Origin of the sequence: Okeania sp. SIO3B5 (assembly GCF_010692555.1) — a bacterium.
GTDB lineage: Bacteria > Cyanobacteriota > Cyanobacteriia > Cyanobacteriales > Microcoleaceae > Okeania.
Genome location: NZ_JAAHHG010000041.1, coordinates 25191 through 42661, shown reverse-complemented (window position 1 = coordinate 42661; position 17471 = coordinate 25191). Strand labels below are relative to the sequence as shown.

The window sequence follows — 17471 nt, the reverse complement described above, 5'->3', positions numbered from 1 at the left end:
TATTAAACAACTATGGGCAAAAACCAAAGGTAACTCGGAGGTTTGCGTTGCAGTACTTGACGGTTTAGTTGACCTCAAGCATCCCTGTTTTGCAGGAGCCAATTTGACCAAACTACCAACCTTGGTGGAGGGCGAAGCTAGTCCTACAGATCAAATGTCCCTCCACGGTACTCATGTTGCTAGTATAATTTTCGGCCAGCCAAATTCTCCCGTATCTGGTATTGCCCCCCATTGTCGAGGGTTAATTATTCCTATTTTCTCAGACTCTCGTCACCGAGCTTCTCAACTAGACTTGGCACGGGCGATCGAACAAGCTGTGAATGCAGGAGCCAATATTATTAATATCAGTGGGGGCGAGCTGACAGATGATGGTGAAGCTGAAGACTGGCTTAACCATGCGGTAAATTTGTGCCGAGACAATAACGTTTTGCTTATTGCTGCTGTAGGTAATGATGGCTGTGAATGCTTGCACATTCCCGCAGCACTTCCCGCTGTATTGGCAGTAGGAGTAATAGGAGAAAACGGACAACCTCTAGATTATAGTAACTGGGGTCAGACTTATCAAACTCAGGGTATTCTCGCCCTGGGGGAAAATATTTTAGGCGCTCAACCAGGAGGCGGTACAATACAATTAAGTGGGACTAGCTTTGCAACGCCAGTAGTATCAGGAGTGGCAGCATTACTGATGGCTCTACAGTTGCAGAGGGGAGAAAATTTAGACCCACAAAAAGTCCGTACTGCCTTGCTCAAGACAGCTATTCCATGTCTGAGTGAAGACACGCGCCGTTGTTTAGTAGGTCAGCTCAATATCTCAGGTGCTGTTGCACATTTAACAGGAGAAACAATGTCAGAATCAGAACAGCAAAATAATAGTATCGAAGCCAGTGGTTGTGGTTGTGAGTCAACTCCAGAAGTGAACTTGCAAGCCTCAGCTAGTCCAGAAAATAATAATGAGATTCCATCGGACACTGGCGTGGTAGCTGCTGGCACCATTGAAGCTAGTGTCACTGCCTCACAACCATTATCAACAACTAATACATCAGATAGTCAAATTTCTTCTATGCCAAATAATAATACAAATGGAATAACTGCCAGTCAACCCCCTCAAGAAATGGGAAATTTAGTCTACGTTATCGGTACATTGGGCTATGACTTTGGAACAGAAGCCAGACGCGACTCATTTAAACAGTTGATGCCGGCGGTTACTATTGAAAATACCCAAATTCCAGCTAACCCTTATGATGCACGCCAGATGGTGGACTATTTGGCAGCTAACCTTTCAGAAGCTAAGTCTCTGATTTGGACTTTGAATATGGAGTTAACTCCCATCTACGCTCTCGAACCTTCGGGGTCATTTGCACGGGATGTTTATGAAGCTTTTCAGCAGTTGCTATCAGGGGAAGTGCAAGCAGAAGATGCTGAGGAGTATATTGAGCGGGTGAGTATTCCCGGACGACTAACTGGGCGTACAGTGAGGTTATTTTCAGGGCAAGTGCTGCCTGTAGTTGAGCCTGTTAGTCCTCGTGGTCTTTATGGCTGGCGGGTTAATACTTTAGTGAATTCGGCTTTGACAGCAGTGCGTGGGGAACAAGCAGAAGCTGACGATGAGCAAATGCGGAGGAGTTTGAGTAGTTTCTTGAATCGAGTTTATTACGATCTACGGAACTTGGGCCAAACTTCTCAAGACCGGGCGTTGAATTTTGCTGCTACTAATGCTTTCCAAGCAGCTCAAACTTTTTCTCAAGCGGTGTCTGTGGGCATGGAGTTGGATAGTATTGCGGTGACAAAGAGTCCATTCTGTAGGATGGATAGTGATTGTTGGGATGTGCAGTTGAAGTTTTTTGACCCTGAAAATAACCGTCGGGCGAAGAAGGTATTCCGGTTTACTATTGATGTGAGCGATCTAATTCCGGTGACTTTGGGTGAGGTTCGCTCTTGGTCTTCTCCTAATTAAATGCTGCATTGAAATCAGGAGTCAGGAGGGAAGAAAGGAGTCAGGAAGAAAGAAAGAAGAAGAAAGAGAAAGTTTTTTTGGTCGCGTAAACGGAACAGAGTTCTATCGCGCTCTTATCCGGACATGATATAATTTCAAGAAATTATATAGCAGTCGAAGTAAAGCTTAAGACAGTTCAAAAGTTAAAAACTTAGACAAGGTAATACTTTTCCTTCTTCCTTCTTCCTTCTTCCTTCTTCCTTCTTTATCCTAAAACAAAAAAATCATCCGATAAAGAAAATTTTTGACATATTTAACTCCTTAAAAAAATTAAATTTATAGTGCTGTGCGCAGGTAACAGGCAACAGGCAACAGGGAAGAAAGATAAAAGTACCTCACTTACCTGAGAAATCCTATAATAGAACTCTAAAAAAAATGCTACTAATAATTTTTATCTCATATCATGTCCGGTAGCATCGGAGCGTGTATAAAATCAAGGTGACAATGGGAGAAAACCTTCTGCCTCCTGCCTCCTGCCTCCTGCCTTCCTTCCACCAAAGTCTAATTATTCAACCGGACATGATATCACTAAGGAAATGGGGAGTGTAATTACCAAACTCCTAGAAAAAACTGTTTTCTTAATTTTTATCCGTTAAAATAGACTTTATTTCCTTACCAATAAATCAAATTATTGGTTTGCTACATATAGCATTTTAGGGAACAGCTTAACTAGGAAATGTATCTCGTTGATTGGAGAAATTATATATCTATTATTGCCTGGTAATTAGTTTCTTCAGCGATTAAAAAAATCTGTCATATTTATCATCCATAATAAAATTTATCGTCGGGCAAACTGCCACCAAAAAGTTTAGGATTTTGCTCCAATAAACGAGAATACCAAAACTCTAAATCCTCTTTTGCATCCTTAGCACTCACCATTTCTAATGGAGTATATCCCAGAGATTTTTTAATAACAGGAGCTTTCAAACCTAGATATTTTGCTCCCAAAGCAGCAGCATCATCAGGATTTTTTTGAGACCAATTTACCGCTTCAACTAATCCATTTTGAATAGTCTGAATTATATCGGGATATTTATCAATTAAAGAAGTTAAAGCTAAAGTTCCTGCCTGGGGAAAACGAGGCGCTCTACCTGTTACTTTTCCCCATTCTTCTTGTAAATTAATCGCCAGTTTTATATCTAATCCTTGTTGTTGACCGCGAAGTTCAGCACCAGTACCAGCAGGTTCAGATAAAAGAGCTGCATCACCACGACCAGCTAATAATAATTGCACTGCTTGAGCAAAGTCTGTGGTGTATTGAATTTTTAAATCTTTTTCTGGATCTAATCCATTTTCTTTGGCTAAATAAAAGAATAATTGAGCAGGCAAACCGCCCCGGAAAGCTATTAGTAATGTTTTGTTTTTTAAATCTTCAAAACTGCGGATATTTTGGCTAGACCAAATATTTAATACTCCCCAAACCAGTACATTAAGTAATTTTATCGGAACTTTTCTTTGATATAGATTTGCTGCAAGGGATGTGGGAGTTGCTGATACTTGTAGCTTTCCAGAAACAGCATCTGCTCGGAGTTGGTCGTGAGTTTTCCAAATGCGGAAGTCTACTGTTTCTACTAAGTTTTTAATTGAACTTTGTTCTGCTAAATAGGCTAGCAGAATTGTAATCATAATTGGAGAGCCACCAATGGCTAAGTTTGCCAGTTTTTCCTGAGACTGAGCGATAACTTTTTCTGCTTTTCCCTCAGATAAATTAGTAGTAAATGTTAAACCAGTAGTAGCTAATATTAATTGTAAAAATTGACGACGTTTTTGATTAAGCATTCTTAATAATTAATAATTAATAATTAATAATTAATAATTAATAATTTCCTCTCCTTGAAAAGAAGAGGATTGACTCAAAGGAAAAATTTTTCTCTCTTGGTCGATTGGATATGGTTAGGAAACCCATCCATCCCTCGACCGCTTGTTTCTCCTTGAAAGGAGAGGCTTTAAATCTTTATTATTCGGTAAAATTAGAATCAAAAAAAGTAGGCGACTAACGTAAGCAGTCAGCTAGCCTCTTCCAGAGGAACTGCGTTAACAACAACAAGAATATCTCCTTCAGAAAAGTGTTTAAATTAATAACTGACTTTAAGAGCAAGGGAGGTCACTTTTGTAGTAAGACAATTAATAAAGCTTTGCTCCTAAACTAAAAGCAATAGCTGATAACTGATAACTGATAACTGATAACTGAAATGACTAACTGCTAGAACCAACAAATAATCCAGTTGATAGTCGGAAACAGGTCGCTACTTCTGGAATCATCAAAAGTTGAGAAAGTGTTTTGTAAATGTATGCCTCATCTCTTGCTGTTGGCGGTCGATCGGGTTGCCACTCATAGACAATGTTACTAGGAGAGGGTGATAAAATAATCAAGTTGTCTGCTACTAAGACTGCTTCTGCTAAGTCGTGGGAAACTAAAATAGCCGCCATATTACGTTCGCTCAATAACTTTAACAATAGCTTCTGGAAATCGCGTTTTCTACCAATATCTAAAGCACTAAAAGGCTCATCTAGCAAAAGTAGATCGGGTTCCACTGCTAATGCTCTACCCAAAGCAACTCGCTGCTGCATTCCACCACTAAGTTGATGTGGGTATTGGTTAGCTGCTTCGTTAATACCTAATTGTTGAGCTAGAGCGATCGCTATTTTTTGACGTTGTTTTTTCCTTATTCTTTTTGCTTTTAAACCAAAAGCAATATTTTCTAAAGTGGTACGCCAGGGAAGTAGTCTTGCTTCTTGGAAAACATAACTTGTCTGTACAAATTGATTTTTTACCTTACCTGAAGTTGGTTTAATTATGCCTGCTATGATTTGTAAAAGAGTAGTTTTTCCGCAACCAGAAGGTCCTGTCAAACATAATATTTTACCTGGTTTTAGGTGAATATTAATATTATTAAGTACCGTGAGGTTACTGTATTTATGGTGAATGTTTTCTAAGACAATCATATTAGCATAATTACTAACTATAGGAATATTTTTTAACTCTTGGTTTAGTGGTATTTTGGAGACCTGCTTCTTAAATTCCTAGATTTTATTCTCTAATGAATTATTTTTAAGCTCCTAATATAATAGCGTTATATATTATAAACAATAGGTTTAACTCTGTCAAAAGACAAACTGTCAAAGTTCCTCTTAACAGGATTTGATATGACTGGGAAACTTTCAACTAAATACATTAGGTAGATGAAAAAATTAACAGAAGAAGAAAAAGCAACCTATCAATGGCAGATGTGGGTACCTGGTTTCGGCGAACAAGGACAGGAAAAACTCAAACAAGCATCGGTTTTAATATCCCGTGTTGGTGGTGTTGGTAGCGTCGTAGCTTTAGAACTCGCAGCTGCAGGAATAGGAAAACTTGTCTTAGCTCATGGAGGCAATATTAAACCTTCTGACTTAAACCGACAGCTTTTGATGACTTATGATGGTATAGGTAAATCGCGATTAGAATCAGCAGTACGTCGGTTAAAGGAGTTATATCATGTCCGGTTGAATACTTACACTTTGGAGGAGGTAAGGCAGGAGGCAGGAGGCAGGAGGCAGAAGGAAAGAAAAGGTGAGAAGAGAAAAGGTTTTTTTATCACGCTATTATCCGGACATGATATTAAACCCTCATGTAGAAATTGAAGTTATTCCTGAAAACATATCTAAAAGCAATGTAGAGCGCTTGGTGAGAGAAGTCGATTTAGTTGTAGACTGTGCTCCACTCTTTGAAGAACGTTTTGCCATGAACTCCGAAATAGCTCGCCAGAAGAAACCTCTGGTAGAGTGCGCCATGTATGAAATGGAAGCGCAGATTACAACTATTATTCCTGGTCAGACACCATGTTTGTCTTGTTTGTATCCCGAAAAACCTAACATTTGAAAAAGAGAGTTTCCAGTATTTGGAGCTATTTCAGGAACAATTGCTTGTATGGCCGCGATGGAGGCGATTAAAGTAATTTCCGGACTAGGAGAACCTCTGTTAGGAAAACTATTAATTTGTAATTTACGACAGATGACATTTCGGAAACTTGATATTTATAGGCAGCCAAATTCTTCAGTTTGCGGAGATATTTGAAGAAGGAAGAAGGAAGAGGGAAGAGGGAAGAAAAAATGGATGGGGACAGTCAACTACCTGCCACTTCCTGTCTACAAACCCCAATTAAAAAAAATAATGTTACGAATAATTTGGGGTGATTAAAATATTTTACCGAATAATTAAGGTTTAAAGCCTCTCCTTTAAAGGAGAAAAAAGAAAAAATTTTCCCTACCGCGTCAATCCTCTTCTTTTCAAGGAGAGGTAATTATTAATTATTAATTGTTGAATCCTACCTCCTCGCTCATTCTCATTTCTCCTGTTTTCCCCTCCACCGGAGGGGCAGGGGTGGGTTGTCTCCTGTCTCCTGTCTCCTGTCTCCTGACTCCTTCTTTCTTCCCTACTTATTTTTTTCACCATAATGCCAAGGTTCTAAAAATCTGCGGATAGGGCGAATAACTAAATATTCAGATATCAAAATCAATACCACTGTTACAACCACCCATGCCATTACTTCCGCTGTATCAAGATTAATTCTAGCTAGATTCATTTCTGCACCAATACCTGTTTCTGATGATAATAACTCAGACATTATTGCTACTCGCCAAGCTAATCCTAATCCAGATGATATTGAAGGAAATAAACTTGATAATAAATGTGGATAATATAAGTCTAATAATAAATTTTTAATGGGAATTTTAAAAGTAAAAGCCATTTCGATTAGCTGTGAATTGATATTTATCACACCTTCCACAGCACCAATAAAAATAATTGGTAAAGTAGCAACAGCAACGGTAAATATTGAAGTAGAATTACCAGTGCCAAACCAAAGTAATGCAATTACAATCCAAGCAATAGGTGGTACTCCTTGCAAAGCAGTAATCAGAGGTCTGACTGCTCGACTAATCAATGGTTTTATACCAGCTATTATTCCGAGGAAACAGCCACTTAATGTTGCTATTGTGAAACCACTAATTGCATTTAAAGTAGTAGTTGAAATAGCCAGAGTTAATTTATTTGCCGTTGTCAAATTTTTCAGAGCGACTAGAGTTTCTAGAGGAGAAGGTAGAATGATTGAACTATAGTGCATTGCTAGTAGTTGCCATATAGCGATCGCTCCTAGAAAGCCGATTAATTCAGGTAAAATAACTTGAATTAGTTTGAATATATTTTTATCAAATTTATCAGATTTAATCATCAACCTGACTCTGCTATTTTCAACTTGAATATAATCTTGACAGGATTTAATATTTGCTACTACATATTTTCCAGAATTATACTTGAGATGATGAGCCCATGGGTAATATTATGTCCGTTTAATTAGATTTTTAGTATTTTTCTATTTTGGCGCGATCGCTCTCTCATAGCAGAAGATAATAGAGATTACAGTAATACTCGGAAGGAAGCAGAAACTTTCCTAATTATGTCGCGGAGTGAGTGGAGCAAAATGCCCCTACTCTTATCTTTAATACTGAATAACACCGATGCTACCGGATTTGATATCAGCTCTTAAGAAAATACCAATCTGCGTAATTCAAAAAAGAATAACATTTCAGAATCTCCTACTACTCTGTCTATGTGAATTACTTTATTGCAAATGTGAAAGGCTAGATGCTTCTCAGAATCTGTTAAAGGCTTTAATGCCTCCAAAGCAAAATTAAGAGCTGCGCCAGGATTTTTTGCAGCATCTTTAGATTGATAAATTCCAATCCATAGGTCGCTCAAGTTTCTTATTTCATCTTGGGAAGTTCTCAACAAATAAGAACCTTCATCAACAATGAATTTCTTTTCTTCGTCTGTAGCTTTACCATCTATAACTGCAGCTAGCGTAGCCAATTTTACAATATTTTCAGCAGCAATATCCATAATTTCCTTCCATTAAGGTGATTAGAGAAGTGGTTATTCATTGAGGCAATTACATCAATAACTAACTAATCTTCCTATCCCCTAGCCTAAATCAAAATCATCAATTTTCAGTTAATTCACCTATCAATATTTCGCAGAAAATATTCCGATGGCAATTAGAAATTATCATAACTTCTGGTGAACTAATTTTTCCTATTTGTAGTAAAATAATTTTTTCTCAAAATATAAATAATATATAAAATTTTATTACTTCTAAGTCAGTTCTTGATATAATAAATATTTATCTTAATTATAATCATGTGATGGGGCTTCTTTCTAAAGCCTGAAGAATGAAAATCAATCAAAATCAACTAAAAAATAACCTTTTATTCCTCTAATTACAGCCATTTATTATCTGCTAGCCTAGTCATAAATCAAGAATTATTAAACCTCAAAAAAACAGTACAATTATTAACTATAAATACCTAAATTAGATTTTTTGTGTTTCTCTATACATTGTGATAATTAAGATTATCTCTAAGATAAAAACAGTTTCCAAACAAACCTATTTCCTGTTTGACAGCAGAAATAATAATGTCAATAAAAGTCAGTATTAATCATCAACTTATTTATAACTTTGACCGCCCGATTATTCTCGGTCCCCATTTATTATGCTTACCGAATTATTAATTATTAATAATTAATAATTAAACAATTCTGGTTTAAAGCCTCCCCTTTTAAGGGGAAAAAAAGAAATAATATTTCCTTATTTTCAATTCCGTAACGGTTTTAACCAGAGGTAATTATCAATTATCCATTATCCATTATCAATTAATGAAGACCTTCTCCTCATTGTCGTACCCCCATTCAAAATTATTCACTAAAAATTGAACCTCAAGAACATCAAATTACTTGGCAACAAGACCTCTACAGTAATTTCATTAGCAAAATAAACTTTCTACAAAAAACAAATAAACTCAAAATAGAAGTCGATCTAATAGCCGAACTCAAACCAATAAATCCCTTTGATTTTCTCCTAGCAAATTATGCAGAAAAATATCCTTTTGCTTATGAAAATCAACTCAACAAAGAACTAATCCCATTTTTAGAAATAAGTGAATCAGGAAACTTAATCCAGGAATGGATAGAAAAAAACCGACAAACAACAACTTACACCACCAATTTTATTTATCTTATTACCCAACAACTTGCTCAAGATATTACCTATGAAATTCGACTAGAACCAGGCATTCAAACTTCTGAAGAAACCCTCAAGAAAAAAATTGGTTCCTGTCGAGATACAGCCTGGTTATTAGTACAAATATTACGTCATTATGGTTTAGCATCTCGGTTTGTTTCCGGGTATTTAATTCAACTCAAAGAAGACATACCGCCCCTTGACGGCCTCCCTGGCCCTGAATCTGACAATGCAGACCTACACCGCTTGGACCGATTCTTTCCTTCTGCCTCCTGCCTCCTGCCTTCTGCCTTACCTTCTCCAAAGTATAAGTATTCAACCGGACATGATATAACTACATTTGATAGAAGCTAATGATATTCCTTGGGAAGATAAAAATAAACAACCATTTGTATATATTGATATCATGTCCGGTAGCATCGGAGCGTGTATAAAATTAAGGTGACAATGAAAGAAAACCTTCTGCCTCCAGCATAGCTGCCTCCTGCCTTCCTTCCACCAAAGTCTAATTATTCAACCGGACATGATATGAATCCTTTGATGGCATAGAAAAACTACTAAATAAAAATGTAATTTCTACAGAGTTAAAAGCATCTGGACTTTCTGCATTAGGTATAATGGTTGATGCAGATGATAATTCAAATTTTACCGACTTCCTTCCCAGTATTTTTGACGAAGCTTACCCTTTTGCACTTTGCCACTAGGTGTTCTTGGTAAAGATTCAACAAAATCTACACTTGTAGGTAACTTGAAATCAGCAATTTTTCCCCTAGCAAAATTGATAATATCTAATGTCCTTGTCTTTTCTCCAGCTTTTAAAACAACAATTGCTTTTATACTTTCTCCTAGAAACTTATCCGGAATACCAATTACAGCAACTTCAGCAATTGCAGGATGTTCATATAAAATGTTTTCAACTTCTGCTGGATAGACATTCTCTCCTCCATAGCAGATCATATCTTTAATGCGATCGCAAACATAAATGTATCCTTCCTGATCAAAATAGCCTGCATCTCCCGTATGAATCCAACCATCCACTAAAGTTTTCGCTGTAGCTTCAGGTAATTTCCAGTAACCTATCATGTTCGCAGGAGAATTTATGCAAACTTCACCTATTTCAAAAGGAGGTAACTTTTGACCTTCACTACCTAAAACAGCTAAAGATACTCCAGGAAAGGCTTTACCAGCAGACTTCAATAGCTTAGGACGACCGGACAGATGAGCATCAGCGGGTAGGTATACAGCACAATTTCCAGTTTCTGTCATACCATAAATTTGTCCAAAGTCACAGGAAAATATTGCCATTGCCTCCTTCAATACAGATTCCGCGATGGGCGAACCTCCATAAATAATGTGTCCTAATGATGAAAAATCTGTTTGTTTACATTCGGGTTCTACTAATGTAATTTGAATCATTGCAGGAACCATGCACATTTTTGTAATCCGATGCTTTTCAATTGCGTTGAGAACTTCAAAAGCATTAAAACTTTCTAGAATAAAATTTTCTGCTCCTGCAACCAAACCCCGAATAGCCCACCATAAACCTCCAATATGAAATGAAGGCAAAATCAATAGGTTTTTATCGTTTTTGCTCCAATTTATCCAGTTCTCACCTCGTTTTGCAAATTCTTTAGCAACAGCAAAAAAGCTATAATGTCCTAGTTGAACACCTTTAGGTCTCCCAGTTGTTCCACTGGTATACATTTGAACAGCTACGTCATTTGGGTTAACTGTAATATCAGGCTTTACATCACTATACTGCTGATACCAACTACTATAATCAATCCAATTCTGGTCAGTATTTTCTAAACCGATAAAAGCTTTGATAGTCTTAACTTCTTCTCTAATTAATTGAACTAAAGGATAAAACTCAGCTCCAACAAAGAGAATTTCGATATCAGCATCTCTAAGTATATAGCTAACTTCGGCTGCAACTAAACGCCAATTAATTGGTACTAACACTGCATTGATTTTGGCACAAGCAAATAATATTTCATAACTCTTTAATGAATCTTTGGCTAACAATGCTACTCTAGATTGAGCTTTAATTCCCTCTGCTAATAGCCCATTAGCTACACGGTTGCTTTGTAAATCAAGCTGTGAATAAGTTAGGGATTGATCTTTAAAAATCAAAGCTCTATTGTTGGAAAACTTTTTCCCTTGAACTAAGGATAAATCGGCTAATGTTAAAATGTCATTATCATATATCATTAAATTAATCTTCCCTGTTTGCTAACACTGCTTCATAAAACCGATATAAAACATCAAAAAACGCGACATTTTAATGTTTACTTCCTGCTTCAACTGAGGCCGTCATCCCAACCAGTCTATTGCTTTAATTAACTACAGCTTCTTTGGTCTCATTTAGACTTTTTTCTGACTCCGGACTTAAAACAGCAATATTTATATCACCCTCAGCCCAGCCGTCATTTTGATCGTAAAAAGCGCAAGATGTCTTTAACATAATCAAATTTCTACGAGTGGAGTATTTATGAATGGATAGAGTTCCTTGAAAATTATCAGAGTTAATTGGCTTTCTGAAGACACTAGAAAACCTACTAATCAGGAAGTTACTGAGCTGATAATACTTATAAGTTTCTAAATCCCAGTCTGCCATCGCATTGAACAACTTATTTTGCACTAAGTAAGCGATCATCAGATAAAATAGTTGGTTGTAGCAAATGTTAAATTCTACTGAATTGAAGTGTCCAGTGTCAGCAATATAACAAGATTCTGGAATAGAAAAATCAGCTTGCATATACCCTATCTCCTGATTGCGACTTTCCGATTTTTCTGATAAGTCTGTAGGTTCTAAAAATTGAAATCTAGCCTGCTTTAAATATTTACAGTTTTCTTTGTATGGTTCAATAAATCTCTTGACTAAATCTAGACTGACATTATCTATATTGGAAAACTTTTGGTTGATATTAATAACCATATTTCTATTCCTTATTAGTATTAGACATTGTGGTGTCTAGTCCTTTTCAGTAAAGTGTTCCTCGATCATGTTGGCCAGGCTTGTTCATACTCTAAACACTATCGGTACAAAACCCACTTCCGATTGACGCACTTTAACGCTGTCCTTAATTTAGAGCGACCAGCACATAAGCTGGAGTTCACTTATGGTGGTCGTTACCTGCCAACGTAGTCATTACTGACTTGATCTGCAACCTTTGAGAGACAACCTTAGAAATCTCTAGGGTTGGCTAGGTTTTTCAAAGGTGCTATCATGAGGCCAAAGCTTCCGTTATGGTTTTAGGGTTAACAGAAGAAGGTGAAGATACATAAAATGGTAAGCCATCATAGACACCAATACGATAGTTGAGACTTTCTTCACTTAATACTGATATAGATGCCTTATGATTTAGAGTTCTGTTTTCCCATAAGATAAGATCGCCATCATTCCATTTATGCTTATGAATAAATTCATCACGTTCCATAAAAGAGAATAATTCTTGCAAAATCTTTTGGTTAGTTTCATAATCAAGACCTATAATGCCAGTAGTAAAACCAGAACTCATGTACAAACTCTTTTTCTGAGTAACAGGATGGGTAATGACAGCAGGGTGTTGAACAGCCGGAAACCTGTTTTCAAAATCGTGCATAATATCTATAATTGCTCTATCTAGATCGCACTCTTGCACTTTGTAACGCCACTTAGCTTCATGTTTGAGATATTTTCCCTCAACATACATTTTTAAATGAGCAGGTAATTTTTCATAAACCAGCTCCATATTAAGATAATAAGTTTCCCTATTTGATTGAGGTATAATTTGTGGATAAAGCATTGTAAAAGGTAGAGGTTCATCGAGAAAGGCACAGTCAGTATGCCAATATCTACCCGTTCCAGGCATTCCAAACTTCTTCCCATCTTTGAGAATATTAGAAGATACAAATATTTCAGGATGATCTGGGTGATGATAGTTATCTTGAGGGTATATTTGTGGTGTACCAATTTTCTGTGAAAATTCTAAATATTGCTTTTCATTCAGGCTTTGGTTTCTAAATATCACCAATTTATGATCGTAAACAAGTTCTTTAATAGCGATCGCCTCTGCTGAACTTGTTAATTTAACATCTAAATCTAAAACTTCTGCTCCAATAGATTCTCGTTGTGGTTTATGGACTTTCACTGTTATTTACCTCTCTGTTTAATTAATTTGTGATTATCCTATGAGGAATATGTTAAAAATTTGACATCCTCACCCGGCCTAAAGGCACGGGGATTCCTACCGAGCCATAGCTCCTCGGCGGGTTGACGTTTCACAGGCTGCTGCTACCTTGACGGTAGTCTTACGCTTGCCTCCGCGTCCGTTTAATGTCTCAGACTGCCCGCCCGCGACTAATATGTTTATCGCTGCGTTGGTATCGCGATAACCTCCGGTTAAGCGTAAGCTATCATGTTTTGTACCACAGTTAAGGCATTCCCACTCTCGTACTTGAAGGTCTAATTTGCCTCCACGAAAACCACAGCAACTGCATTTTTGGCTGGTTGGCTCCCAACGATTAATTACTCTGAAATCGCGACCGTATTTTTCTGCTTTACCTTCTAGAAGTGTTCGGAATTTCCGCCAACCTAAATCTGATATTGATCTGGATAATTTACGGTCTCTTGGTGCGCGTTCCCTTGCGACTGGCGTCGTCGCGGGGTCGCACCGCTTTTTGACCATTCCGGAGACATTCAAATCTTCTAAAACAATTGTTTGGTTTTCACGAATTATTTCAGTGGATAATTTATGCAGAAAATCTGTCCTAGTATCTTTGAGTTTGGCATGAAGTTTAGCTACTCTCAATCTAGCTTTTTCATATCGTTTAGACCCAAAGGTTTTTTTTGATAATGATTTACTTAACTTTCGATACTTTTTAATCCGTTTTTTCAATGGTTTAGGAGCGTCAACCTTCGTACCATCGCTAAATGTAGCAAAAGTTTTTATGCCTAAGTCTATCCCCACTGAATTATCAGTATGAGGCAAGGTTTTAGCACAAGTTTCTACTACAAAACTTAAGAAATATCTATTAGCTGAGTCCTTGATAATAGTTACTGATGATGGAGGAGCAGGTAACTTTCTAGACCAAACTATCTTGAGTTTTCCAATCTTAGCTAAATAAACTTTATGTTGACCAACTTTAAAACCTCCCCTTGTAAATCTAGCAGTTGCGCATGACTTTCTACTTTTGAATTTAGGAGGTTTAACAGGCTTACCTTTTCTCTGGCCTTTTGTTGATTTAAAAAAGTTTTGATAACCTTGGTTTAAATCATTCAAAGATTGCTGCAATGGTATGTTAGAAACTTCTTTAAGCCACTCCCTATCTTCAGTCTTTTTTGCTTGAGTAATAAAGAGTTTTTGTAGTTCAGAATTAGTGGGTTGATTTTTTCCTAGTTTGTATTTTTCTTGACAGCAAGCTAGACTATCATTCCAAACAACACGAACACAACCAAATAGCTTTGCTAATCGATGCTTTTGTCCCGGTGTTGGATATATACGATACTTAAATCTAGCTTTCATAGTCCGATATTTAAATTAATAGTATTGTAACATATTTATTGAAACATTTAGCAACTAAAAAGTCGCCCTTGAAGGGCGAGGCTTGAGACCCAATTTTTCGGTCAATACTTGTCGCTCAAATTTTGTTGAATTACCACTCAAACAAAGGTTTTGCATGATTGATATGATATCGATTCTAATTGCTTAGTGGTATCTATACATTAGTGGCAGAAGGCAGCTATGCTGAGGGCAGAAGGGAATATTGGTTCAAAGGGAGAAAGTTTTTTATCACTAATTAGGGTTTGCTGAAAAAGTCTTATGGGTAAGGGTAGGAGTCAGGAGAAATGGGAATTATAGAGAAGGTAGTCGGAAAAATTGTCCCTCAACTGTTCTGCCATAATCATCCTAAAATACTAGCTTTATGCAGCTCTTGCCACCGAAAAGCTAACACTTTAATTCACCAACGCTGAATTAATCATTGCGTGAATGTTCAAATTCATAAACGTAAAACAACCGACTGAACTTTTTCAATAAGTAGCCTATGGTTGCTAGAATAATTGCTCCTACAATTGCCACCCAAAATTCAATTGAAGGTATGACTGTGAAAGGAGATATATTCGTCTCTACAGTTGTTGTCATACTAAATGCTACAGTTCGCGCATCGATAACTATTCCTATCAATAAACAGACTAAAGCCCCTACATAACTTAATACTTTAAGACGATTGATGTTTGTCAGAGCATCTTGACAAACAACACAATCTTTAGTGTGTGTGTTCCACACATCAAAAAGCTGCCGTTTATCTGACTCTGGATTGGGAAGTTGACCATTACATCCTGAATCCCAAGGAATATTACCTCCTGCTCTTATTTTAAACCATTGACGAAAGGTTGTTACCATTTTGTCTTGAGGATTGGGGGTATAAACTGCATTAAGCCAGTCTTGCTGTTGTTGTCGAGCCAGATTTTTTTCTTGGTAATGAAGTAATACTAAATCTTGATGCAAAAATAGTGAAGTCATAACATGACCAAACCAAGTTGGCATTAGTAAAGGAAATGATGATAATCCTTTTGGATTTTTTCCTGCTTCATTTTTGACTAAAACCTGACAACCAATATAGCGACACCAACCAGGGCGAGTTGGAATAGTATACATGGGTAGGATTAATTTTCCACCATTTTTATAAGTGACAGTCATTGTTGTATAACAGGGAGGTTTAAACTCATGAACTTTTTCAGCTACTGTTTCTTCAACAGGAGTAACAGCAAAGGAAAATCCTTCTTCTGTAGACATCTGCCTAATACTAGACAGATTGCAATACTTTGCATCTTTATAACGATTACCTACAATACCATGATGGGAGATACCTACATGGGCTGGATCGATAACATTTTCAATAAAAAAGTCCCAACCATAGGGGAAGTCGCGGATATTCCACAAGAACTTAACTACTCGATCCGAATCTGATTCTAGTTCGGGAATTAAACGGGGTTTTCTTAACTGACTTTCTTGTTGAGCCTGTAGTCCTGACTCTGCCCATACCCATATTAAACCCTGATTTACCTGAGTTGGATAGGCAACAGCACATGATTTAGAATTCGAGCAGTGTTTAATTTCAGTCTGCTTGTCTTTGGATTGAGGAATGCTGACACAATTTCCTTGAGCATCGAAACGCCAAGCATGATAGGAACACAATAAAGTTCCATCTGACTCCACACGTCCTTCAGAAAGAGGAGCTAATCGATGGGGACAAAAATCTTCAAAACAAGCCCATTTAGCAGAGCCATCCCTCCATAAGACAAGTTCTTTACCTAGTAGCTGTATTTTGTGAGGACGAGATGGATCTAGGAATTCAACAACAGCTACTGGATACCACTGCTTTGTCCATTGAAATGTTTCTTCTTGTTTGAGGTAAAGTTGTTCGCTTGACCAATCAAGAGTTTCCTGAGAACTAGGTAAATTCACTTCAATAGTCATATCTATAGAATTAGGGATAATTTTTCTTGTGTTGGTAAATCAAATAATAATCATAATCATATAAAAAATCAGAGATAAAGTAAACCCCTGATTGTATAAATTTTTGTAAAAAAAAAGCGATTGTGTTGTGGTACATGGGAGAGTTAAGTAATAAATATTTATCAAAATTTAGCAGTATCGCCTAAGTTTTTAGAGATACCAAATGGGTTCTATAATTTAGATCTCATAAGCTGACCCAAAAAATATAGTAATCTGAAAACTTATAAACGTTGGGAACTCAGTGAAACAGCCTAAAAAAGAAACTTCAAGTCCAGAATATATGGAAAACTTAACTTTTGAAGACCAAAATCAGCCTGTAGTAAATAGTTTGAAAAGTAAGAACCTAATCACAGAAGAAGAACTTCAGGATTGGCTAGTATCCTATTTGTCACAAATGTTAGATATTGCTATCGAAGAAGTCTCTACTACAACTTCTTTTGCTCGTTACGGTCTAAATTCATCAGCATTAATTTCTCTGATTCATAATTTGAGTGATTGGATAGAGCAAGAAATTGATCCAACAATTGTGTATAGTTACCCCACGATTGAAGCTATGGCAAAACACCTAGCTGGATAAGAACAATATTTAGTTAATCACCATGAACTGATTCGTGGATTAACCCGCTTCCACTGGTGGCCTCAATTTTCGTAGTATGTGCAATTAACCGAATTTGATATTATAGCGTTACGCGCTAGGGAATAGGGAATAGGGAATAGCGAACTGTAAAAGGGTTTTAGGTATTAAAAAATGTCCTAACCAATTCTTATAGTGCTATAACTAGCTATTATATGAGCTTAGAGGTTTCTGCCAGTAGTCTTCGATGAAACATTTAAGCTTGTCTCCAATGCTCAAACTATAATAATTTGGATAAGTTCTGGTAAGTTCAGTAGCACCGAAAATCATCATAAAAACTATAT

14 protein-coding genes and 1 pseudogene are annotated in these 17471 nt (G+C 36.9%); 5 read left to right on the top strand and 10 right to left on the bottom strand.

Annotated features, from left to right (window positions below):
- The first annotated feature begins 1 nt into the window (after position 1).
- Complete coding sequence (locus F6K54_RS08725) at positions 2-1954, top strand: PatA/PatG family cyanobactin maturation protease (protein WP_293076551.1); 1953 nt, start codon at positions 2-4, stop codon at positions 1952-1954.
- A gap of 801 nt (positions 1955-2755) precedes the next feature.
- Here F6K54_RS08725 and F6K54_RS08720 read toward each other — a convergent pair.
- Positions 2756-3772: an ABC transporter substrate-binding protein gene (locus tag F6K54_RS08720; RefSeq protein WP_293076549.1), complete on the bottom strand. Its 1017-nt coding sequence runs from the start codon at positions 3770-3772 to the stop codon at positions 2756-2758.
- A 417-nt stretch (positions 3773-4189) separates the two neighbouring features.
- A complete protein-coding gene (locus F6K54_RS08715) occupies positions 4190-4939 on the bottom strand; it encodes an ABC transporter ATP-binding protein (protein WP_293076547.1) in 750 nt (249 codons plus the stop codon).
- Positions 4940-5176: 237 nt separating this feature from the next.
- Here F6K54_RS08715 and F6K54_RS08710 point away from each other — a divergent pair, with 237 nt between their 5' ends.
- The gene (locus F6K54_RS08710; protein ID WP_293076545.1) at positions 5177-5617 is read left to right on the top strand and encodes a ThiF family adenylyltransferase; all 441 of its coding nucleotides are present in this window, start codon (positions 5177-5179) and stop codon (positions 5615-5617) included.
- Complete coding sequence (locus tag F6K54_RS43725) at positions 5589-5855, top strand: ThiF family adenylyltransferase (RefSeq protein ID WP_293076543.1); 267 nt, start codon at positions 5589-5591, stop codon at positions 5853-5855. The genes F6K54_RS08710 and F6K54_RS43725 overlap by 29 nt, the downstream gene beginning before the upstream one ends.
- A gap of 553 nt (positions 5856-6408) precedes the next feature.
- Here the strand turns inward: F6K54_RS43725 and F6K54_RS08700 are convergent.
- Both F6K54_RS08700 and F6K54_RS08695 read right to left on the bottom strand, forming a co-directional pair.
- A complete protein-coding gene (locus tag F6K54_RS08700) occupies positions 6409-7206 on the bottom strand; it encodes an ABC transporter permease (RefSeq protein WP_293076541.1) in 798 nt (265 codons plus the stop codon).
- Positions 7207-7517: 311 nt separating this feature from the next.
- Complete coding sequence (locus F6K54_RS08695; protein WP_293076539.1) at positions 7518-7874, bottom strand: hypothetical protein; 357 nt, start codon at positions 7872-7874, stop codon at positions 7518-7520.
- 829 nt (positions 7875-8703) lie between these two features.
- Here F6K54_RS08695 and F6K54_RS08690 point away from each other — a divergent pair.
- Positions 8704-9192 (top strand): annotated as a pseudogene (locus F6K54_RS08690) (transglutaminase N-terminal domain-containing protein); the annotation flags it as partial.
- Between the two features lie 37 nt (positions 9193-9229).
- On the opposite strand, the gene F6K54_RS08685 reads toward F6K54_RS08690, so the two are convergent.
- From F6K54_RS08685 to F6K54_RS08660, 6 genes are all read right to left on the bottom strand, one after another.
- The gene (locus F6K54_RS08685) at positions 9230-9370 is read right to left on the bottom strand and encodes a hypothetical protein (protein WP_293076537.1); all 141 of its coding nucleotides are present in this window, start codon (positions 9368-9370) and stop codon (positions 9230-9232) included.
- 326 nt (positions 9371-9696) lie between these two features.
- Entirely contained in the window at positions 9697-11262 is a 1566-nt protein-coding gene (locus F6K54_RS08680; protein ID WP_293076535.1) for a long-chain-fatty-acid--CoA ligase, read from the bottom strand.
- A gap of 124 nt (positions 11263-11386) precedes the next feature.
- A complete protein-coding gene (locus F6K54_RS08675; RefSeq protein WP_293076533.1) occupies positions 11387-11989 on the bottom strand; it encodes an FcoT family thioesterase in 603 nt (200 codons plus the stop codon).
- Positions 11990-12278: 289 nt separating this feature from the next.
- On the bottom strand, positions 12279-13184 hold the full coding sequence (locus tag F6K54_RS08670; protein ID WP_293076531.1) for a TauD/TfdA family dioxygenase: 906 nt from the start codon (positions 13182-13184) through the stop codon (positions 12279-12281).
- 96 nt (positions 13185-13280) lie between these two features.
- Positions 13281-14558, bottom strand: coding sequence for an RNA-guided endonuclease TnpB family protein (locus F6K54_RS08665; RefSeq protein WP_293076529.1), 1278 nt, complete (start codon positions 14556-14558; stop codon positions 13281-13283).
- A 450-nt stretch (positions 14559-15008) separates the two neighbouring features.
- Positions 15009-16514: a Rieske 2Fe-2S domain-containing protein gene (locus F6K54_RS08660; RefSeq protein WP_293076527.1), complete on the bottom strand. Its 1506-nt coding sequence runs from the start codon at positions 16512-16514 to the stop codon at positions 15009-15011.
- A gap of 280 nt (positions 16515-16794) precedes the next feature.
- Between F6K54_RS08660 and F6K54_RS08655 the strand changes: the two genes are divergently transcribed.
- Positions 16795-17130: an acyl carrier protein gene (locus F6K54_RS08655; RefSeq protein WP_293076525.1), complete on the top strand. Its 336-nt coding sequence runs from the start codon at positions 16795-16797 to the stop codon at positions 17128-17130.
- Positions 17131-17471: the final 341 nt, after the last annotated feature.